The following is a 19,263-nucleotide window of genomic DNA, read 5'->3' on the forward strand; positions in this document are numbered from 1 at the left end:
CTAGATCGCCTCCTCGAGCTCGTGGATCTCCGCGTAGGTGAAGACCGGTCCGTCGATGCAGCAGTACTTGTTGTTGATCTGGCAGTGACCGCACTTGCCCACGCCGCACTTCATGCGGCGCTCCAGGTCAACGTAGATGTTCTCCCGCTTGATCCCGGCCTGGTCGAGTTCTCGGATGACGAACTCGAACATCACCGGCGGGCCGCAGATGATAACGCGGGTGTCCTCGGAGAGGTGCGTGTTGCGGAAGAGCGTCGTGATCACGCCCACGTTGCCCGTCCACGAGATGTCGGCACGGTCCACCGTCTCGTGATACTCGATGCCGTGTGTGGCGCGCCAGACGCCCCTATCCTCAGGAAACAGCAACTGCAGCGGGTCGCGCGCGCCATAGAAGAGCACGAAGCGACCGAAGTCATCGCGCTGGTCGGCGATGTACTGGATGAGGCTCCTCGTCGGGCAGATTCCGATGCCTCCCGCGACCACCAGCACGTCGTGGCCGCGTAGCGCGTCGACATCGAACCCGTGGCCCAGGGGGCCGCGAACCCACAGAGAGTCACCGATGTTCTTGTTGTTGATCGCCGTGGACACGCGGCCCACCGTACGCACGACGATCTCGAATGTATGGGTCCGTGTGGGAGAGCTGGCTATGCCTATCGGTATCTCGCCGTAGCCCATGACGCCGACTTCGAGGATCTGTCCCGGCTCGAATATGAGCGGGGACCCATCCGCGAACTGCAGCGTGAAGTGCTTCTCGGTCGACGTGGGTGCGTGCGCGTGCAGGATCTTGGCCTCACGCGGGACGAAGAGGCTCTCGCGCTCAGCGCACGCGCAGTCGTGTGATTCGCTTGGCATTACGACCACTCCATGATGGTAGTGATGACACGGACCGGGTCGGCGATGTCCACCGTGCACGCCATCGAACAGCGCCCGCAACCGGTGCAGGCCGGGCTGCCGAGCTTCTCGTTGAGGTAGGCGCCCTTGCGCATGAACCGGTGGCGGAAGCGGGTCTGGTGGTGCTCGCGGAAGTTCTCGTGCCCGCCCCCGGGCATCGAGATCGCGGCGAACTCCTTGGTCAGGCACGCATCCCAGTAGCGCGTGCGCGTGCCGGATTTCTGGTCGAGGTTCCACACGTCGCGCATGTCGAAGCAGTAGCACGTGGGGCATACGGTGTTGCACGAACCGCAGCTGAAGCAGTCCTTGGAGAGTTCGTCCCACAGCTCCTCGTTGGAGAACGACTCACGGATGGTCTTGGCGATCTCGGCGCTGGTGTAGGGCAGTTGCTCCTGGCACTGGCCGAGCGCATCCGCGTTGACGCTTTGAGCGGCGGCGACCTCCGGGCCGGTCGCATCGCGAAACGCGCCGCGGGCCAGCAGCGCCTCACCCTTGGGTGTGCGCGTCTCGAACACGTAGCCGCCGTCGAGCTTGGTGAGGTACGCGTCATGACCCTTGGGCTCGTTGGTGTCGATCATCGAGGCCCAGAAGGCACGCGGGGCCACCTTCTGGACGTTGGATGCCACGATGGTGGTGGCCTCGCGCTGGGCGAGGTAGTCCCAGTCCTCGTTGCGCTCCCGGAACAGGAAGTCCGTCATGTCGATCCCACGCACGTCGTACGGGTGCACGCCCAGCAGGACCGTGTCCACTGGCGCGATGGTTCCTTCCACCGAGTCCGCGTCGAAGCGCGCGATCACTTGCTTGGGCGGGAAGAACACCTTCTTCGGCGGCAGGATGGTGATGTCGTAGTCGAGGCGAAGCTCCTCGACCGAACCGATCTCACCGAATACGAACTTCTGGCGCTTGGCGACCGGTCCCACGACGCGCGTATTTTGCGCGAGCGTATTCACGAAGGTACCGAAATCGCGCTCCTCTATGTAGAAGGAGCTCATAGTCCACCCCCGGCATCAAGGTTGGGCAACTCGGCATACCCTATCGGGAGCGCGCCCTCGTCGCAAGAGCAGGGCCGTAGGACGCGGGGGGCCGGACGCGGTCGGGCGCTACTCAGCTTCGCCGGAAGCGGTCGTCAGTAGTGACGGATCGGGCACTGCTTCGGCAGCTTGCTTGAACAGGTCCGGGTTGATGTGGCAGTACCCGCCCGGGTTCTTGTCGAGGTAATCCTGGTGGTACTCCTCGGCGGGTGTGTAGTTCTTGAGCGGTTCGGCTTCGATGACCACGGGCCGGTTGTAGCGCTTCTGAAGCCTATCGAGCGAAGCCTCGACTACCTCGCGATCCGCAGGGTCTGAATAGTAGATGCCCGTGCGGTACTGCGTGCCCCGATCGTTGCCCTGCCGGTTGAGCGACGTGGGATCGACGACCTCGTAGTACAGGTCGAGCAGGAACGGCAGCGGCGCGACGGTGGGGTCGTAGTCGACGCGCACGGTCTCGGTGTAGCCGGATCGGCCAGATGACACGTCGCGGTATGTCGGCGAATCGGTGATTCCGTTGGCGTAGCCGCTTTCTGCGTTCATGACTCCGCGCACCGATGCCAGGTACTTCTCGACGCCCCAGAAACAACCGCCTGCCAGGTAGATGGTAGCCACGCCTTCGCCTCCTGATGTGTCCGTCGACGAAGCCACATCGGCTTCGTTTCGCTGATTCGAGACGGTGCCTGTCGACACACATCCCGAGACCGCGATCGCGAGAACGAGCAGAACCACGACGGTCATACCGAGGGCCAGTCGTCGGATGCTGCGCATGGAACCACGCCCGTTTCGCGAGGGGTCAGCCCGGACAGAGCAAACCGCGTGCACAACTTGCGAACCGACGCCGCAGCGCTCGGCCTACCGCAGCCAGAACAGCGCGATCGTGGCCCATCCGCAGAGGAAGACGAGGAAGATGACGCCGCACCCGACGCCGAAGGAGCGCGTAAGGTCCGCATCAGGGTCAGTCTGCTGCGTCAGGCCCTTCGGGCCCCAGGTCTGTTGAGGAGTCATGCGCCCAGCATACGCGCCCGGCGGCAGACGCAGAGGTCGCCGGTGGCCGATCGTGCGCGATGGAACAGCCAGACGTCGGCGTCAGCTGTGCTTGTCTTCTCCCGCACGCCCTATTTCCAAAGCTCCGGGACGTTCTCCGGGTCGAGCATGCCGTCGATGAGCACCTGTCCGCTGTCGGGATCGCGCAACACCGAGAAGATCGTCGGCTCTTCGCCCGAGGGCCACATACCCATCGTCGTCACATGGACGTACATGAGGTCGGGGGTCGTGCGCGTGATCTTGTAGCTGTCCGGCTTCCAGTACTTGTCGCTCACGAAGTCGCCGTACTCGCCGGCGAGCATGGTCTTGCTGCAGTAGACCTTCGAGCCCTCGATATCCCCGCTGGCACGAGTATCCATGAACTGCGTCACGACTGCGGAAGCCTCATCCTCGGTGACGATCGCGTCGGTGGCGGCCGGCTCCTCGACCGTCGGATCCGGCTCTTCGAGCGCCGGATCAGGCATCTCGGTAGCCACTGCCGAGGGGGCCGGCGCGGGAGGCGTGACAGCCGGGAGCGCGACCTCATCGGATGCGTTGAACGCCCTGAAGGCGAACAGACCGCCACCGACCACGGCGCACGCGAGGATCAGGGCGCCGACCACGATCGCCACGATGGCCACGGCAGGCAGGCCGCGCTTGGCGGGCGGGGCCGCGGGCGCGGGCGAGGCTGCCGCAGCGGGCTGAGGGCCGATGTATTGCCCGGGTTGCACGGGAGGTGCGGCCGGGGAGGCCGGTGCGACGGGAGCGGGATGCGCCGGCGGGTAGGCCGCGCCCGGGTCAGGCGGCGCCTGTGCCTGAAGGCTGGCTCCGCAGGACCCACAGAACGCGCCGTCTGACGCCACTTCGGCACCGCATGCAGGACACTGCATCTGGAACTCCCTTCCCCCGAGGGTACGTCTGACAGTCTAGCGCTCCGCGTTGTGGTGAAGTAATAGCGGGTGAAGCGGTCCGAGAAGGTGAGTTTCACGGTCTTGGGAACTCTTCCCGCCCGAGCACGCGGACAAACGAAGAGACGTGTCTGCGAGCCGCCGACCGACGTCACGCCTGGCCGATCAGCACTATCCCTGCGAATCGCGCGTGCGCCCTTGCGTCAGCCGAGAAGAGGGTCGCGCCCAGGCGCTCGGCAAGAGCCGGGGCCAGCGCGTCGTAGAACGAGCATCCCAGCAGACGGCATTGGTCGAACGCGGCGGCGGCCAGAGTATCGTCGAGCCCGACCACCGTGAGGTCGCTGTTGCGCAGGCTGGCCCACGTCGTCTCTCCTCGTTCGGGACCACCGTGCCGCACGGCGACCCCCACTACTTCGTGGATGAAGTGAGCGGGCACAACAAGCCGGATACGCCCCTCGCGATGCTCAGCGAGCAGCCCGATGGCATCGGCTCGCCCGGGTTCCGGCTTGATCCACTTGACGCCCACCGAGGAGTCAAGCACGACGAGCCGGCGCTCATCCACGATGCTCGTCTTCACGTCCGCCGCGGCCCTCAGCGCATTCGCCACGGAGCACGCGTAGGTGGTCGAGCGATGTCTGGTCGTCCTGGCCCCAGCTCGCCGCCACCTGCTCGAAACCCGCGAGGGCGGAGTCAATGCGTTCGCGTCGCAGACGCTCGTACTGCACCGACTTCCGAGACGCGACGTACGTTGCCGCGGCCTCGCGTATCACGCCGCTTCGCGTCAAACCCTCGGATACGGCGAGTTCGTCGATGTCGATCACGAGATCATCCGGGAGTGAAATGCTGAACTTCTCGACAGCCATAGCACCATACCCCCTTTGGTAGTACCCGATGGTCGTACCAATGGTACTACCGCCGTTAGAACGGCGTCAACCGAATCGGTCGCTTCAGGGCATCGCGGCCAACAAGGCTCTCGTCACCAGCCCATCGTCCCGGGAGCACCCTTGAACGGGCCCTCGAGCCAGCTCGTCACCCAGCCACCGTAGAAGTGCCCCGGCTGCGGCTCAACCTGCTCGCCGTCGACCGTTGCCTCATCGAGCGCCCACGCGTAGAAGGCGATGTGATCGGTCAGCTCCTCATACCCGGGCGACGGATGCGGGTAGTACCACGCCACGTTGCTGGCGTTACTGCCGTCGATGGCGAGCGAGAAGTAGTGTGCTTCGCCTTTGAACTCGCAGTGCGTCCGATGCGTGCTCGGGACGAGGAACTCGCGTGCGACGTCCTCGGGCGGCAGGTAGTAGACCGGCGGGTGACTCGTCTCGCGAATGAGAACGGGTCGGCGGGTATCGACGATGACATGACCCGCCACGAGCGCGCGCACGTGTAGTGACTCGCGCATGACCGAGGGAGGCCGCGGATAGTCCCACACGCGCTCAATCGGCCGTGCGTTGGGCGATTGACTCAAGGCGAACCCCCTCACTCGCTTCGGTCTGCGGAACCAGACTCCATCCTGCGGTCAACGACCTCTCCACCAACCAGCCCGTCAGGCCCGTACCGCCAGAGCACCGAGGAACGCGAGCAAGACCACGAAGATGACGGCTACATTGAAGGACATGTCGCGTGCGTAGCGCTGTATGGCGACGCGCGTGCTCACCACGCTCGCCTCGTCGAAGCGATTCTCGAACGCCCAGCTCGCGCGCTCCTGCGTGACGGACTCGACAGCCAAGCGGGTTATCTCAGAGAGCCAGCGCGCGAACCGCTCAAGGCGGCTCAGCCCCTCTGAGCGGTACAGGTGCGCCAGAGCCCCGGTCGACGCGGCGGTTCTCGGGTCGGCTCCTGGCAGGTGACCGCCCCGGGGCGGGACGAGCGTCGCGAGGCGCCGATCGAAGCGCTCCTGGCCGATCAAGCGGTTGACGCCTGCGGAGATCTCCCGATTGACGTCCTGCCCTGCCACACGTTTCGGCGCGACGTGCAGCACCGTCTCGGCGACCTCCTCGCGTGAGCTGACCAGCCCTTCGACCACGCTGTCGAAACCCTCACGTATCTCCTCGGCAAGCCCGAAGCGGACGATGTCCGAGACGACGCCCATCCGCTCGGTGAACACGCGGCCGGACATGTACAAGGCCACGTGCCGCCCCGCATCGATGAGGGCTTCGCGCTCGCCTGTCGGCCGATCTCCTGCATCGAGGTCACGCGTCAGCGCGTCGATCGCCTGTCGGACCGTCGCTTGGCGTTCGCGCTCAAGCTCGACGTACGCGTGCTGGACGAAGCGCTGGTTTCGCGGACCGGGGGCACCGGTGAGCAGCGTGGTCACGAATCGGTGGCGCTGCCGATCCAGGCGCACCCATGCAGCGGCGTACGCGACACCGGTCCGGCTCAACCATCTCGAAAGCGATGAACGCCCGTGCTCGTACCACTCGTCGATGAACGCGCAGGCAGAGATCAGACCGTGCGCGGCTCTGCAGTACCAGTAGTCCACACCGAACCATGCGGGTGCGTGAAGATGAAACAGCCCGAAACGCTTTCCGACGATGAAGATGAGCGCCCCGAGCACGAACGGGATGATGAGCGACTGCAGGTCGGCGGCGCTCAGGAACATCGTCTCGAGATACTTCTCAAGCAGGGTCGCGTGCAGTCCCCAAGACTCGAGCCCCGGCACGAATAACCCGCGCAGCAGAAGCTGCGGCGCTACACCGAGGACCACGATCGCGCCCGAGAGCATCCCCATGCCCAGAAGCATGCGGAGCGGCACCTCTCTGACCTCAGGTCCATACTCCTGCTTCGCCTTGCCCAGGAATACGAAGCCGATCAGCTTGATGAACGAGCACGCCGTGCCGCCGCACGTGATGATGAATATCCACTCGGCGACGCCCAGTGACGCGAGCTCGTGCAGCTCCCCCGCCTCCACGATCGCGTGGTGGATCATGCATTTGCTCACGAAGCCGTTGAACAGCGGCACCCCCGTGATGCCGAAGGCGGCGATGAGGGTGAACAGGAAGGTGAGCGGCATGCGCTTCCACAGCCCGCCGAGCTTGTACATATCGAGTTCGGCCGTGCGGTAGAACACCGCCCCCACGCCGAGGAACAGTGCTCCCTTGAAGATCGCGTGGTTCACCACGTGATAGAGCGCGCCGCCGATGCCCATCGCTCCGTGCGTGCCCAGGTATGCCGCAGCGCCTAGGCCGGCGAGGATGAATCCCATCTGGCTCACGCTGTGGTAGGCGAGCATCCGCTTGGCGTTCGACTGACCGAGTGCGAGCAGAACGCCGATGAGCATCGTGGCCATGCCTGTCCAGAGCACCACGAGACCGAGCTGGCTGCTGAAGTGCCATGCGCTCTCTTCGAGAGACGCGCTGATCTCCGGGCGCATGAGCACGAACAGCGTACGGAAGATGCCGTAGGCGCCCGCCTTGATCATCACTCCGGAGAGCAGGGCGCTGGCTGGCGACGGTGCCACCGGATGCGCGTCAGGCAGCCACACGTGTACCGGCAGCATGCCCGCCTTCACGCCAAATCCCAGTATCAGCAGCGCCGAAGCGGCCCAGCGCAGCGCCTCGGCGCCCTCGCTGGCCGGAAGTGGCCTCAGCGCGCCCGTGCCGCCGAGCGCAAAGGTCAGCATGATGCCGGCGAGTAGTGCGAAACCGCCGACAATCGTCATCCACCAGTACTTCATCGACGCGCGTTTGGCCTCGTCGGTCTCCGTGTGGATCACGAGCAAGAACGCCACGAGCCCAAGAGCCTCGAAGAACAGGTAGAGCGTCACGAGGTCCCCGGCGAGCACCACGCCCAGGTTCGCCGCCAGCACGATCAGACTCGTCGCGTGGTACCGGTCGTGCGCATGCTCGTGCTTGAGGTAGTCAAGCGAGTAGAGCGTCGAGGCGAACCACACGAACGTCGTGAACAGTGCGAAGAGCAGCCCGAACGCGTCGACCGTAAACGTGATCTGCCCGAGCAGGGCAGGTAACTGGGCACCTATGCGGTGCTCCGCAACCACTGGGCCGATCATGACCACCACGAGCAGCAGGGTGAGTCCGGTCACGCCCACGACGAGCGCGTTGCGAAGACGCGGCCACCGTTTGCCGGTCGCCAGCACGAGGAGCGCGCCTATGAGCGGCACCGCTACGACAAGCGGCGGCAGCACGCTATACGCGACGTGCAACTCCTCGACTATGGATTCGACAGCATGCGCTGCGTGGCCGGCGTCCATGCCGGACCTCCCCTTCCCCTCACTGGCCGAAGGCGATCTGCGCCGCGAGTCGCGCGAGCGACAGCGGCATGCCATCCACCGAGGCTGCGAGCCCGAGCAACACCGTGAGCGCGGCGGCGGCGATGAGCGGGACGAGCATGACCCACGGGGCTTCGCGACCCGTACGATCTGCGAGCGCCAGGGCAGCTGCCCCGGCGGGCTTGAAGTACGCGGCGTACACGATCGGCAACAGGTAGACCGCGGCGAGCAGCGCACCCCCCAGCAACACCACGAGGTAGAGCGGCTCGTCCATGTCGAGCATGCCCAGACCGAGGTACCACTTGCTCACGAAACCGGACAGGGGCGGCGTGCCGATCATGCTCAGCGCGACGAGGGCGAACGCCGCCGAGGTGATCGGCATCACGCGACCGATCCCGTCGAGCTCGCTCACCCTGCGCGCCCCTGCCCGCTTGATGAACAGACCGGCGCACAGAAAGAGTGCACCCTTCATGAAGGCGTGGTTCGTGATGTGCACGAGCGAACCCGTGGCGGCTTGTTGCCCGAGAAGCGCCACCCCGAGCGCGGCGTACGCCATCTGGCTGATCGTCGAATAGGCGAGACGCCGCTTGAGGTTGTCTTGGTTGACCGCGAGTATCGCCGCGAATAGCACGGTGAACGCTGCCACACCGGCGAGGTAGGGCGCTTGACCGAGCTCGCGCACCAGGTCCACCCCGAACACGTTGTAGAAGACCCGCATGATCCCGAACGTGCCCGCCGCCACCATCACCCCTGAAAGCACGGCGGAGAACGGCGCCGGCGCGGCGGGGTGCGCATCGGGAACCCACCCGTACAGCGGAGCAAGCGCCGCCTTCACCCCGAAGCCGGCTATGAAGCACCAGAACACCGCGATGAGCTGGGTGCGGCCCATCTCCATCGTGAGCAGTCCCTCGGGCGTCAGCGTCTGGTCGCCGGCGAGGAAGTAGGTCGACACGATGGCGAGCAGAACGAGCGAGCCGCCTATCAGGATGTAGACGATGTACTTGGTGCCCGCCGCCATGGCCTCGGGCGTCTCCTCATGCACGATGAGCGGGTACGTGAGAATCGAGAACAGCTCGTAGAAGATCAGGAAGGTGAGCAGGTTGCCGGCATAGGCGATTCCCATGGTCCAGCCCAACGCCAGCACGAGGAACGCGTAGTAGCGACCAAGCCGTTTGCCGCCGTCCATGTAGCCGAACGAGTACACGAGCGCCAGGAGCCACAGGATCGCCGCGGTCAGACCGAACAGCGCACCCATCGCATCGACGCGCAGGTACATCCATATGGCCGGGGTGACCTGAATGACATGGGTCTCATACACCACGCCGTCGAGCACACCGGGAACGAACCACACCGCCACCGCCACCGTCGCGACGCAGACGAGGGTGAGGCCGATCCGGCGCAGGCGTTCGTGGCGCGCCGTCGCGGGGACGATGATCACCGCAGCGAGAATCGGCAGCAGGAACGCAACCGGTGGCAGGAACGATGTGACCATTCGGGCATCCACGACGCCCACCCCCTACATGCCGAAGACGGAATGGACGGCTGCCTCTGCAAGCGAGAATGGCATGCCGGGTACCTGCGTCGTGAGCCCGAGCAAGATCACGTACGCGGCGCAGATCAAGGTCGGCCACAACAGGGTCGGCCGAGCCTCCCGGATGTCGATCTCCGTACCGGGAGGCACCTTGAAGAACGCGATGTAGACGATCGGGAACCAGTACGCCGCATTCAGGAGTGAGCTCACGACCATCACGAGCGCGAACCACCACTCCTCGGCCTGGAGCGCCCCGAGCGACAGGTACCACTTGGTGATGAAACCGGCGAACATCGGAAAGCCCACGAAGCTCAAGGCGGCCACCGTGTAGGCCCCCATCGTGTAGGGCATCCGGTATCCCAGCCCGGCGAACTCGTGGACCTGGGTCTTGCCGGTCGTCCGCTGGATGGAGCCGGCCACGAAGAACATGGTGATCTTGGCGAATGCCTGGTTCGCGATATGCGCGATGGCCGCGGTCGCTCCATAGGGCGTGAGCAAGGTCGCACCGAGCACGATGTAGCTCAGCTGGCTGATGGTGGAGTACGCGAGGCGCCGTTTGAAGTTGTCCTGGAAGATCGCGATGAACGAGGCCGCGAAGATCGTGAACACCGCCACCCACGACAGCCACGAGACGAGCGGTAACTCGCGCAGGAGGGTGACCCCGAAGACGTTGTAGAAGACGCGGAGCAGGCCGAACGCCCCCGCCTTGACCACCGCGACCGCGTGCAGAAGCGCGCTGACCGGAGTCGGTGCGACCATCGCGCTCGGTAGCCAGCCGTGAAGCGGCATGATCGCGAGTTTGACGCCGAACCCGATCACGAACGCGAACAGGAGCCAAGAGAGCGGCCCCACCCCCGCCGATAGCGACAGGATGCCCGGCTTGCTCAAGGTGAGCGTGCCCGCCATGTCGTAGGTGACGACCGAACCCAGAAGGACGAACGCGCCGCCGATCAGGGTGTATGCCAGGTACTTCCTGCCCGCCTTCATCGCCTCGGGGGTCTGTTCGTGGACCACGAGTGGATAGGTGCAGATGGTGAGCGTCTCGTAGAACAGGAACAGCGTGAGCAGGTTCTCCGCGAACGCGATGCCCACGGTTGCCGAGACACACAGCGCGAAGAAGCCGAAGAACCGGGTCTTCGAATGCTCGGGCTCCATGTAGCCGATCGCATAGACCGTCGTGATAAGCCAGAGCGTGGAACTCACCGCGGCGAAGAACATCCCCAACGCGTCTGCGCGGAAGGCGAGTCCGATTCCCGGAGTGAAGTCGACGAGGTTGTAGACGTAGACGTTCCCCTTGAGGGCGCCGGGCAGCATCGACATGACGACGACGAGCTTGATCGCCGCAGCACTCAGGCTCCAGAAGTACAGCCAGAACCGGCTGCGCCGGGAGGCGAACACGAGACCGGCACACGCGAACGATATCGCCGGCGCAAGCATCGGTCTGAGATCGACGACTTCCAACTCTAGCCCCCCATCCCCAGCGTCCCGAGCAGGCGCGCGACCGCGGGCTCGATGAAGCTCAACGGCAGCCGGCCCAGAATCCCCATGATCAGGCACAGAGCGGCGAGCAGGAGAACCGGCACGAGCATGCTGGGCGGTGCCTCTTTGAGCTCGAGGATCTCCGGGTGCACCGGCTGCTGGAAGTAGAACGCGTTCACCATCCGTATGTAGTAGACGAAGATGAAGAGCGCCCCGAACACGAGGGCGAAGCCGAAGAACGGTTGGTTCGCCTCGATCGCGCCGAGCGCGATGTACCACTTGCACAGGAAGCCCGCGGTCGGCGGGATGCCCACGATCGAGACCGCCCCGATCGAGATAGCAGCGGTGGTGAGGGGCATGGAGCGTCCGACCCCGCGCAGATCGGTCAGGTTGCGGTAGCCCGTCCGATAGATGAGGGCGCCGGCACCCAAGAAGAGCGTGGCCTTGATGATCGCGTGGTTGAACACATGGACGGTCGCACCGATCACGCTGTACTGGCTTGCCAGCCCGAGGCCCATGACGATGTAGCCGACGTTGGAGATCGTCGAGTACGCGAGCATCATCTTGATGTCCTCTTGGAAGATCGCGAAGAAGGCGCCCATCACGATCGAGATGGCGCCCAGCCACACGAGCATCAGGTTGAATGTGCTCAGATCGAGCACGCGAGCGCCGTAGTAGATCTGGTAGATGCGGACCAACCCCAGCAGCCCCATCTTGACCACCAGGCCCGAGAGGATGGCGCTAACCGGGCTGGGGGCGATCGCATGGGCATCCGGAAGCCAGATATGCAGCGGGAAGACCGCCGCTTTGACCACGAAACCGACGGCGAGCACCGCGAAGGCGAGCATCGCCGGAGCCTCAGCGGCCCCGGTGAGACGGGTTGAGATGTCCGCCATGTTCAGGCTGCCGGTCAGCGCGTAGAGCAACCCGATGCCGAACAGGACCAACAGCGACGAGACCGCCCCCATGATGAGGTACTTGAACGCCGCCATCTCCGCGGTGTGTTCACCGCTCACCGCCACAAGCGCGTAGCTCGAGAGCGACAGGATCTCCATGAAGACGAACAGGTTGAACAGATCGCCGGTCACCACGAACCCGATCATGCCCGTGAGGTTCAGCAGCAGAAGCGTGTAGTAGTAGCGAAGGCGCTCGGCAGGCAGCTCCTTCTCGGCGTAGCGGAAGGAGAACAGGATCGCGAGGGTGCCGAGCAGGCAGATCACGCTGATCGAAGCGGAGAACTCGTCGAACCGCAGCTCGATGCCGTAAGGCGGCTCCCACCCGCCCAGGTACGCAGAGAACGGCCCGACCCGCGCAACGTGCGCCATGAGGTAGACCCCGATGGCGGAGGTCAGGAGCATGGTGCCGAAGGCCCAAGGGCCTGCCGCTTTGCCGCTGCGTCCGCCTACGACAGGTGTCAGCACCGCGCCGAGCAGGGGCACGATGATGACCGCCACGATCATCGTTGACGCAGACATCTCACCCCATCTCCCGCAGCTCGTCGGCTTCGATGGTCCCGCAGTGCCGATAGATGCGGATGATGAGGCTCAGGGCAAGTGAGGTCGTGCTGACCGCGACCACGATTCCGGTCAGAATGAGCGCTTGCGGAATCGGGTTGGTGAACGGCGGAGTCGCACCGGAGCCCATGATCGGTGCATCGCCACCTTCGACGACGCCCAGCGCGACGATGAAGGCGAACACCGCGGTCTCCATGATATTGATCCCGATGAACTTCTTGATGAGATTGTTCTTCGTGATGACGCAGTAGAGGCCGATGCAGAACAGCACGACCGAGCCCACGTAGTCGAGGTTCGTCCACAGCGCATCGATCATGAGTCGCCCCCCATCGTCCAGAAGATCGTCGCGAGGATGGCAGCGCCGCCCACCCCGATACCGATCTCGATGATGGTGAGCCAGGTGACGGTGAGCCACGCGAGGTCGTGCGTCCGAGGAAACTGGAGGTAGTTGCCGAAGACGACCAAACCGGCCACACCCACCGTGAAGAAAGCGAGCGGCGCCGCTATCTGCAGCCATCTGCGTATCCGAAGCGGGACGAGCGCCTCGGCCTGCGCGCGTTCGAGAATGGTGGTGATGATGATGAGGAGCGATGCGAGGATCGCGCCGCCCTGGAAGCCCCCTCCCGGCGAGACATGGCCGTGCAAGATGACGTAGATCCCGAACAGCGCGATCGCCGGCGCGAGCAGCCGTACCACGAACGAGACGACGACACTCGCTTCCACCGACGACACGGGCTGCCCGGCAAGCGGTTTCTCGCCCGTGCGAACACCCAGCAGAACCGCCAGGACCGCCGCGAGCGACGTGAAGATCACCGTGACCTCGCCGTCCGTGTCGAACCCGCGGTAGTTGAGAATGACCGCGGTGACCACGTTCTCGGCACCGGCCTCCTCTGGCCCGGCCTCAAGGTAGCGAGCCGAGACATGCGTGTAGGCCGGGCTCGTAGGGCTGCCCTGTGGCGGAAGCTGTGCGACGGCGTAGAGCATCGGCAGCGCGACGATGATGAGCAGGGCTGCTGTCAGCGCACGCTTCATTTCTCTCGCCTCACCGTCTTGCTGATCGCGAGCAGAAACAAGACGGTGGTGATGCCGGCGCCAACCGCTGCCTCTGTCATCGCAACATCGGGGGCCCCCCTGTGCTGCCAGATCAGGCACATCAAGAGGCTGTAGGTCGAGAAGATGACCACAGCACCGAGCAGGTCCTTGGTGCGGATCACTGCGATCGCGCAGGTGATGAGCAGAACCATGAGCGTGATGTCGAAGGCCTTGCTCACGCCGCGTCACCGCCCTTGTCCTTGGCCGCGAGCGTCCACGGCTTGAGCCCCGTGCGATAGGCCGCACGGGCGAGTGCATGGCCAGCCGTGGGACTCGAGACCAGCACGAGTCCGGCGAGCGCGATGAGCCTGAGGGCATCAGGCCTGAAGCCCTCCAAGAGCGTGAGTCCCAGCAGGATCGAACCCGCACCGACGGTGTCGCACTTGGTGGCCGCATGCGTGCGCGAGAAGAAGTCCGGGAGCCGCAGTATGCCGACGGTGCCGACAAGGAAGAAGAAGGCGCCCATGACGCACAGGATGACCGCCGCGGCCTGAACGATGGCTGCAATCAGGCTCATGACCAGTCCCCCATCAGCCGACCGGTCTCCATGAGACGTGCGGCTATGGCGGTGACAGCGAAGTTGAGCAATCCATAGACGAACGCGATGTCGAGATACAGGCTGCGACCAAAGATGTAGGCGAGCAGCACGAGTACCACAAGGGTCTTGGTGCCGACTATGTTGACCGCCAGGATCCGGTCCGCCACGGTCGGGCCAAGGTACGCCCGGGTCAGACACAGCAAGGCGTTGGCTAGCAAGAAGATACCGAGTCCCCAGAGGAATGTGTCCATCATCACTCCTCGAACACCCGTCGGATTCGCGACTCCATCTCACCGTTCTCGATGCCCGTTGCGAACTCCTCGCTGAGACAGTGCACGGTGTAGCCCGATTCATCCACATCGACGGTGAGCGTGCCCGGGGTCAGCGTGATCGAGTTGGCGAACACGACCCGCGAGACGGTGCGACCAAGCGGGCTGTGATGGACGACCACGACCGGTTCGATGGGCATCCGGGGGTCCAGGACCTTCTCGGCCACGCCTACCGCGGCAACAACGATCTCCTTGATGAGCCAGAGCAGGTAGCCACAGAAGCGCACGGCCTGCTTCAAGCTCAGCGACGGCTCGTCCCCTGCCGCCCAGAGTGCGCGCGCCGCCCACCAGCCAAGGAGCACAGACAGCGCGAGCCCCAGCGCAAGGTCGGCTGGCGCCAGCGATCCGGTGAGCACCAGCCAGAAGACGAACAGCGGGGCTGCAGCACCGAGGGCCTTCATGGTCTCGCCTCGAGCCGCTCCTCGGCCAGCCCGACGAGCCCGTCGGGCCCCGTCGCCTCCTGGGGCGCGGATGCCCAGACCACCGTCGCACTGCAGCGCGTTGCCGGCTCGAGCACGTCGCCCTCGAACGCGGCTTCGCCGACCGCACGCTCGACACGCTCCGCGACGCCAGCGGCATCGCTCGGAGCGGTGAAGGGTGCGATGACCGCGAGAGCGTCAGGCGCGAAACGCCCTACCACGTCGGTTCCTCGCACGGCGATACTCACCACGGCCGCCAGGTGCTCGAAGAGCAGCCCCGTCTTGTACGCACCGAACTGCTCTCGGAACCTCGGGAGGTCATCGATGCGAACGATCAGCAGCGCGACGTCGTATCCATGCCGGACTCCCCGCTCAGCCTCTTCGGCAAGACGCTCGCGCAACGTGCCGGGCTTGAACAGACCGGTCTCCGGATCGTAGATGGATGCCTGCTCCGCCGTGCGAACCAGACGCCGGTTTCGGTTCGCAGCGACACCGACCGCGACTCCGCAGCCGAGGAATATCACGAACCCCACAACAACGCCGAGGTGATCGGCCCAGCGACCGACCCCCGGCAGGACGAGCGCCACGATTCCAGCGCACAGCGTTGCAGTGGTCACTGCCCCTGGTACGCCGTACGACAAGGCCGCTATCAGGATCGGTGCGAGATAGAGCGGCCACAGGACGCCGATCTCCCCCGTGAACACAGACAGCAACGTAAGGAAGAGGGTCGAGGCGACGATTGCGATGAGGCTTGTCAGATGGTGATCGTCGGCATGCCCTATCGCTGGGTCGGCCCGCGTGACGAGAAGGTCCATGGTCTCCCCCTGCCAACGAGTGCGCATGTACCAAGTACACTGCGTCGTTTCCGGGGATCAACGGCGCACATTCACCAGCTTGCTGGATGGAAGTGCGAGCCCTATCACGATCGACGTCTATCCTATGCCCGTGCATCGCGGAGAATACACGGCGCATTCAGCTCACGCTTGTTTATCCTGCGATGCGTGCACGGCGGTCATCGCCGTTGAGTACCAGCGGTGTCATTGCGTTGTGAGCGTCTGTGCTCCCGCTACAGCGTGTTCATCTGAACGTTTGAGAACCTGCGCCGGTAGGTGTTCATGTAGTCGACTTTTCGCTCCAAAGCGCTGATAACCCCGGTGCAGAAGTTGACCTTCTCGAAGGTCTGGGCACTGCCGAGACCTCCGGGCGAGAACACGTTGACCTCCATGAGCTTGTCGCCGACGATGTCGAGCCCCACCAGGAACATGCCGTCGGTGACCAGCTTGGGCCGCACGATCTCGCAGATCCGAAGCTCCCTGTCAGTAATCTGCGCCGGTGCGATCTGCCCCCCAGCGTGCACGTTGCTACGAATGTCGTCACCCTGCCTCAATCGCTTGAAAGCGGCGTACCGGCCCTTGTACTTGAAGGGCCGACCATTGATCATGAACAGCCGCGTGTCCCCTTGCTCGGCCTCGCTCAGGTACTCCTGGGCGATGACGTAGCCGTCGCGAGTCAGAGCGTCGATCATCTGATTGAGGTTCTTCTTGGTCGCGTGGTCGACCATGAAGACACCCTTGCCGCCGCTGCCCTGAAGTGGCTTGAGCACCGCATGGCCGTCCTGCTCCTTGACGAACTCTCTGATCTCATCGCGATCGCGCGTGATGATGGTCCGTGGACGCACCTCCTCCGGGAACTGCTGGAAGTACATCTTGGTGAGCGCCTTGGCAAGCCCGTTCGGGTCGTTCAGGACGATGACCCCGTTGCGCATGGCCAGTCGCCCGAAGTCGATGGCCGCGTTCTGGCGCCACGGCATCTCGACATCCTGGGAGGGGTCGTTGCGCAGCATCAGGACATCGAGGTCATCGACGGTGATCCGACTGCTGCGCGCGCCAGTGCTGCGTAGGCCCTTCAGGTACGACGCAGTACTGGCATACCTGTCCTTGGGAGCATGGACGGCGCGCGCCTTGACCTTCTCGTCGGGGTCGTAGGCGAAATCGCCCGGTGTCATGACCCACGCCTCGTGTCCCGCATTGATCGCCGCGACGGCCAACCGGGTGGTGGTGTAACCAGCCGTCTCGGTGGCGATGTCGTTGACGACGAACCCGATCTTCATGCGCGTAGCCCTTCGATGCTTGGAACCCTGTCCGAGCTCCACGCCCGTGCCGACAGTGCCTCTTCGATTCTCTCGATCGCGACACCAAGCGCCTCGCGAATCCGCAGTATCGCCGCGTGATCCGGACGCCCGGTCCATTCGTCCATGTAGATCTTCTTGAACTCGATGGCGAGCGCGACGCCGCTTTCGGGGAAGTTTTCGCTCACCCACTGAGAGAAGTACCCGCCGCGGAATCTGACATTCTCCCGACAATCGAAGCCCGAATCCAGCATGGATTCCATGAAACTGTCGGCCACATCGCCCCAGCGATCCCGGTCGATGCGCCCGGTGCCGAGATTCACCTCTGGATTGCGCTCGATCGGGGACGCGACCGCGGTCATGCCGTCCCTGCGGTGGTTGTAGCTGTGCAGGTCCAAGACGACAAACCTGCCGTGATCGCGCTCCATCTGCGTCAGGACCGCGTGAGCGGTCTCGTAGAAGTCGTCGTAGACGGAGAGTGACGCCGAAAGGACGTCAGCTGACGGAGGCCTTCGGTACAAATCCAGACCCCAGGCGTCCTCGGGACCCCGATACACCGCCCGTTCTCGGGGGCGGTTCAGGTCCACCTCGAAGCGCGAGCGGACCGCTTCGACCAGCGACACGCCATCGGGCACCATCGTTGCGGTGTACGGATCCTCCTCGCGCAGCCGGTCGTCTTCCGATAGCGCGCTGACCTCATCGAGCCCGGGCCGCAGCGCGTGACCGGCATGCAGTGCGAACGCGACGACCGGGCCCTCTGCGCGCACGACGCTGGCCAGTGGTACGCCGTATCTGTCCGCGACCCGCTCCATGGCTCCTGCACTCCCGTCACGTATGAATGGTGAATGGGATTATGCTGGTCTGCGGGGCGTTTCGACATCGATGCAAGGAGAAGTTAACGACGCTCGTGCGTCGGCGTCGGCAAAGACTAGGTGTCCAGCCCCTGCTCGGCGAGCTGAGCACGCAACCGCTCGAGGCCCAGCCGGTAGCTCTCCGCGTCCCCGAACTCGAAGAAGTTGGGGTAGTGGTCGTGGGCGGCGAGGATGCGCCGCGAGTGCTTGATGGGGCACCAGTACTGCTCCGTGCGTGCGGCGACCTCACGGAAGTAGGAGGCCAGGCCGTTGGCGTAGCCGCAGTAGAAACAGCCGAGCTTCTGGGCGGCGTTGAGGTACTCCAGATCGCCTCGGTCAAGTACCAGGTACTCCGAGCGCTTGACCTTCGGGATCCGGTAGACCGGAAAGCACAGGCTCTGGTAGATCCAGATGAAGAGGTCAAGCAGGAGCAGCGGGATCGCGCCCGCGTAGATGACGGGAACCGTCAGCCACACCCGGAGCGACGCGCCGAACATGTAGGTGAACAGGCCCGTCTTCGCCCCGCGCTGCAAAGCCACGACGTCTTCGGCGAAGCGGATGCGCTTCTGCTCGACGACGAACTGGAAGCCGTCCCGCCGCTTGTCGAACTCGACCTGAAGCTCATCTTGGAGTTCACGCATGCGCACAATCAGTTCGTCGATGCCGGGCATGACGCTCCTTCAGCAGTGTCGGGGGGTGCCCACACTACGCTATAAGGGGGGCACGTGACCGCATCTGACCCGTGGGTGGTGCGACTCGGCGGGCGTCTCTCCCGCATGAGCCTGCGGTAGAATCGTCGCTGTGCCTCCGTCAGAAGGGATAGACATGCCGCGCGTCTCTCTGAACGTGAGCGCCCCCGATTTCTCCTTGCCCGACCTCAACGGTGAACCGGTCAGCCTGTCGGACTTCCGCGGCCACAAGAACGTGCTGCTCGTGTTCAACCGCACGTTCGCTTGACCGTTCTGCCGCAGGCATATGGCGCAGTTGCGCGATGACTACTCCCAATTCGTCGACCGCGATGTTGAGATCGTGGTGGTCGGCCCCGAGGACGCAGCGGCGTTCCTAGACTACTGGCGGGCCGAGTCACTCCCCTTCGTCGGTCTTCCCGATCCCACCCACGCGGTGCTGAAGCGCTACGGGCAGGAGGTCAATCTGTTCAAGCTGGGGCGCATGCCGGCTCAGGTCCTGATCGACCGAGCCGGAATCGCACGCTTCGTTCACTACGGCCACAGCATGAGTGACATACCCGACAACCAGGAGGTCCTTGGCCTGGTGGACGAGATCAACGCCTCGTAGGCGGACGC

The 19,263-nt window shown here is 64.5% G+C and carries 23 protein-coding genes; 1 reads left to right on the forward strand and 22 read right to left on the reverse strand.

Going from position 1 to position 19,263, the window contains the following annotated elements; translation table 11 throughout:
• The 22 genes from U1E26_00690 to U1E26_00795 all read right to left on the reverse strand — a co-directional run bounded on the left by U1E26_00690 (position 1) and on the right by U1E26_00795 (position 18,630).
• Positions 1–852, reverse strand: a complete 852-nt coding sequence (locus U1E26_00690; protein ID MDZ4168158.1) for an FAD/NAD(P)-binding protein — start codon at positions 850–852, stop codon at positions 1–3.
• Positions 852–1,883 carry a 4Fe-4S dicluster domain-containing protein gene (locus U1E26_00695; GenBank protein ID MDZ4168159.1) on the reverse strand — a complete coding sequence of 344 codons (1,032 nt, stop codon included), beginning with the start codon at positions 1,881–1,883 and terminating at the stop codon, positions 852–854. The genes U1E26_00690 and U1E26_00695 overlap by 1 nt, the downstream gene beginning before the upstream one ends.
• A 108-nt stretch (positions 1,884–1,991) precedes the next feature.
• On the reverse strand, positions 1,992–2,690 hold the full coding sequence (gene msrA / locus U1E26_00700; GenBank protein MDZ4168160.1) for a peptide-methionine (S)-S-oxide reductase MsrA: 699 nt from the start codon (positions 2,688–2,690) through the stop codon (positions 1,992–1,994).
• A gap of 84 nt (positions 2,691–2,774) precedes the next feature.
• Positions 2,775–2,927 (reverse strand): hypothetical protein, encoded by a 153-nt coding sequence (locus U1E26_00705; GenBank protein MDZ4168161.1) that lies wholly within the window; start codon positions 2,925–2,927, stop codon positions 2,775–2,777.
• A 110-nt stretch (positions 2,928–3,037) separates the two neighbouring features.
• Positions 3,038–3,835: a zinc ribbon domain-containing protein gene (locus tag U1E26_00710; protein ID MDZ4168162.1), complete on the reverse strand. Its 798-nt coding sequence runs from the start codon at positions 3,833–3,835 to the stop codon at positions 3,038–3,040.
• Positions 3,836–4,004: 169 nt separating this feature from the next.
• Positions 4,005–4,430 (reverse strand): type II toxin-antitoxin system VapC family toxin, encoded by a 426-nt coding sequence (locus tag U1E26_00715; protein MDZ4168163.1) that lies wholly within the window; start codon positions 4,428–4,430, stop codon positions 4,005–4,007.
• Positions 4,408–4,716 carry a ribbon-helix-helix protein, CopG family gene (locus U1E26_00720; GenBank protein MDZ4168164.1) on the reverse strand — a complete coding sequence of 103 codons (309 nt, stop codon included), beginning with the start codon at positions 4,714–4,716 and terminating at the stop codon, positions 4,408–4,410. The genes U1E26_00715 and U1E26_00720 overlap by 23 nt, the downstream gene beginning before the upstream one ends.
• A 113-nt stretch (positions 4,717–4,829) precedes the next feature.
• Complete coding sequence (locus U1E26_00725) at positions 4,830–5,318, reverse strand: DUF427 domain-containing protein (protein ID MDZ4168165.1); 489 nt, start codon at positions 5,316–5,318, stop codon at positions 4,830–4,832.
• 78 nt (positions 5,319–5,396) lie between these two features.
• Positions 5,397–8,060, reverse strand: a complete 2,664-nt coding sequence (locus U1E26_00730) for a complex I subunit 5 family protein (GenBank protein MDZ4168166.1) — start codon at positions 8,058–8,060, stop codon at positions 5,397–5,399.
• Between the two features lie 19 nt (positions 8,061–8,079).
• The gene (locus U1E26_00735) at positions 8,080–9,582 is read right to left on the reverse strand and encodes a proton-conducting transporter membrane subunit (protein MDZ4168167.1); all 1,503 of its coding nucleotides are present in this window, start codon (positions 9,580–9,582) and stop codon (positions 8,080–8,082) included.
• A 12-nt stretch (positions 9,583–9,594) separates the two neighbouring features.
• Positions 9,595–11,070 (reverse strand): monovalent cation/H+ antiporter subunit D family protein, encoded by a 1,476-nt coding sequence (locus U1E26_00740; protein MDZ4168168.1) that lies wholly within the window; start codon positions 11,068–11,070, stop codon positions 9,595–9,597.
• Positions 11,071–11,072: 2 nt separating this feature from the next.
• Complete coding sequence (locus tag U1E26_00745) at positions 11,073–12,563, reverse strand: proton-conducting transporter membrane subunit (protein ID MDZ4168169.1); 1,491 nt, start codon at positions 12,561–12,563, stop codon at positions 11,073–11,075.
• Position 12,564: 1 nt separating this feature from the next.
• Positions 12,565–12,918, reverse strand: a complete 354-nt coding sequence (locus U1E26_00750; protein ID MDZ4168170.1) for a cation:proton antiporter subunit C — start codon at positions 12,916–12,918, stop codon at positions 12,565–12,567.
• Entirely contained in the window at positions 12,915–13,634 is a 720-nt protein-coding gene (mbhE, locus tag U1E26_00755; GenBank protein ID MDZ4168171.1) for a hydrogen gas-evolving membrane-bound hydrogenase subunit E, read from the reverse strand. Before mbhE ends, U1E26_00750 begins: the two co-directional genes overlap by 4 nt.
• Positions 13,631–13,873 carry a hydrogenase subunit MbhD domain-containing protein gene (locus tag U1E26_00760; protein MDZ4168172.1) on the reverse strand — a complete coding sequence of 81 codons (243 nt, stop codon included), beginning with the start codon at positions 13,871–13,873 and terminating at the stop codon, positions 13,631–13,633. Before U1E26_00760 ends, mbhE begins: the two co-directional genes overlap by 4 nt.
• On the reverse strand, positions 13,870–14,211 hold the full coding sequence (gene mnhG, locus U1E26_00765; GenBank protein ID MDZ4168173.1) for a monovalent cation/H(+) antiporter subunit G: 342 nt from the start codon (positions 14,209–14,211) through the stop codon (positions 13,870–13,872). Before mnhG ends, U1E26_00760 begins: the two co-directional genes overlap by 4 nt.
• A complete protein-coding gene (locus U1E26_00770; protein ID MDZ4168174.1) occupies positions 14,208–14,483 on the reverse strand; it encodes a monovalent cation/H+ antiporter complex subunit F in 276 nt (91 codons plus the stop codon). Before U1E26_00770 ends, mnhG begins: the two co-directional genes overlap by 4 nt.
• A gap of 2 nt (positions 14,484–14,485) precedes the next feature.
• Entirely contained in the window at positions 14,486–14,962 is a 477-nt protein-coding gene (locus U1E26_00775) for a Na+/H+ antiporter subunit E (GenBank protein MDZ4168175.1), read from the reverse strand.
• The gene (locus U1E26_00780) at positions 14,959–15,795 is read right to left on the reverse strand and encodes a diguanylate cyclase (GenBank protein MDZ4168176.1); all 837 of its coding nucleotides are present in this window, start codon (positions 15,793–15,795) and stop codon (positions 14,959–14,961) included. Before U1E26_00780 ends, U1E26_00775 begins: the two co-directional genes overlap by 4 nt.
• 251 nt (positions 15,796–16,046) lie before the next feature.
• The gene (locus tag U1E26_00785; GenBank protein MDZ4168177.1) at positions 16,047–17,090 is read right to left on the reverse strand and encodes a glutathione synthetase; all 1,044 of its coding nucleotides are present in this window, start codon (positions 17,088–17,090) and stop codon (positions 16,047–16,049) included.
• Positions 17,087–17,920 carry an N-formylglutamate amidohydrolase gene (locus U1E26_00790; protein ID MDZ4168178.1) on the reverse strand — a complete coding sequence of 278 codons (834 nt, stop codon included), beginning with the start codon at positions 17,918–17,920 and terminating at the stop codon, positions 17,087–17,089. Before U1E26_00790 ends, U1E26_00785 begins: the two co-directional genes overlap by 4 nt.
• Before the next feature lie 116 nt (positions 17,921–18,036).
• The gene (locus tag U1E26_00795; protein ID MDZ4168179.1) at positions 18,037–18,630 is read right to left on the reverse strand and encodes a hypothetical protein; all 594 of its coding nucleotides are present in this window, start codon (positions 18,628–18,630) and stop codon (positions 18,037–18,039) included.
• Positions 18,631–18,784: 154 nt separating this feature from the next.
• Between U1E26_00795 and U1E26_00800 the strand changes: the two genes are divergently transcribed.
• On the forward strand, positions 18,785–19,255 hold the full coding sequence (locus U1E26_00800) for a peroxiredoxin family protein (GenBank protein ID MDZ4168180.1): 471 nt from the start codon (positions 18,785–18,787) through the stop codon (positions 19,253–19,255).
• Positions 19,256–19,263 lie beyond the last annotated feature (8 nt).

Source organism: Coriobacteriia bacterium, assembly GCA_034370385.1.
In the GTDB taxonomy this organism is placed as follows: Bacteria; Actinomycetota; Coriobacteriia; order Anaerosomatales; family PHET01; genus JAXMKZ01.

Coding starts and splice junctions, on each gene's coding strand:
- U1E26_00710 (MDZ4168162.1), bottom strand. CDS start 3,835: ATGCAGTGTCCTGCATGCGGTGCCGAAGTGGCGTCAGACGGCGCGTTC.
- U1E26_00750 (MDZ4168170.1), bottom strand. CDS start 12,918: ATGATCGATGCGCTGTGGACGAACCTCGACTACGTGGGCTCGGTCGTG.
- U1E26_00720 (MDZ4168164.1), bottom strand. CDS start 4,716: ATGGCTGTCGAGAAGTTCAGCATTTCACTCCCGGATGATCTCGTGATC.
- U1E26_00745 (MDZ4168169.1), bottom strand. CDS start 12,563: ATGTCTGCGTCAACGATGATCGTGGCGGTCATCATCGTGCCCCTGCTC.
- U1E26_00770 (MDZ4168174.1), bottom strand. CDS start 14,483: ATGGACACATTCCTCTGGGGACTCGGTATCTTCTTGCTAGCCAACGCC.
- U1E26_00780 (MDZ4168176.1), bottom strand. CDS start 15,795: ATGGACCTTCTCGTCACGCGGGCCGACCCAGCGATAGGGCATGCCGAC.
- mbhE (MDZ4168171.1), bottom strand. CDS start 13,634: ATGAAGCGTGCGCTGACAGCAGCCCTGCTCATCATCGTCGCGCTGCCG.
- U1E26_00775 (MDZ4168175.1), bottom strand. CDS start 14,962: ATGAAGGCCCTCGGTGCTGCAGCCCCGCTGTTCGTCTTCTGGCTGGTG.
- msrA (MDZ4168160.1), bottom strand. CDS start 2,690: ATGCGCAGCATCCGACGACTGGCCCTCGGTATGACCGTCGTGGTTCTG.
- U1E26_00690 (MDZ4168158.1), bottom strand. CDS start 852: ATGCCAAGCGAATCACACGACTGCGCGTGCGCTGAGCGCGAGAGCCTC.
- U1E26_00795 (MDZ4168179.1), bottom strand. CDS start 18,630: ATGCCCGGCATCGACGAACTGATTGTGCGCATGCGTGAACTCCAAGAT.
- U1E26_00695 (MDZ4168159.1), bottom strand. CDS start 1,883: ATGAGCTCCTTCTACATAGAGGAGCGCGATTTCGGTACCTTCGTGAAT.
- U1E26_00790 (MDZ4168178.1), bottom strand. CDS start 17,920: ATGGAGCGGGTCGCGGACAGATACGGCGTACCACTGGCCAGCGTCGTG.
- U1E26_00705 (MDZ4168161.1), bottom strand. CDS start 2,927: ATGACTCCTCAACAGACCTGGGGCCCGAAGGGCCTGACGCAGCAGACT.
- U1E26_00730 (MDZ4168166.1), bottom strand. CDS start 8,060: ATGGACGCCGGCCACGCAGCGCATGCTGTCGAATCCATAGTCGAGGAG.
- U1E26_00785 (MDZ4168177.1), bottom strand. CDS start 17,090: ATGAAGATCGGGTTCGTCGTCAACGACATCGCCACCGAGACGGCTGGT.
- mnhG (MDZ4168173.1), bottom strand. CDS start 14,211: ATGAGCCTGATTGCAGCCATCGTTCAGGCCGCGGCGGTCATCCTGTGC.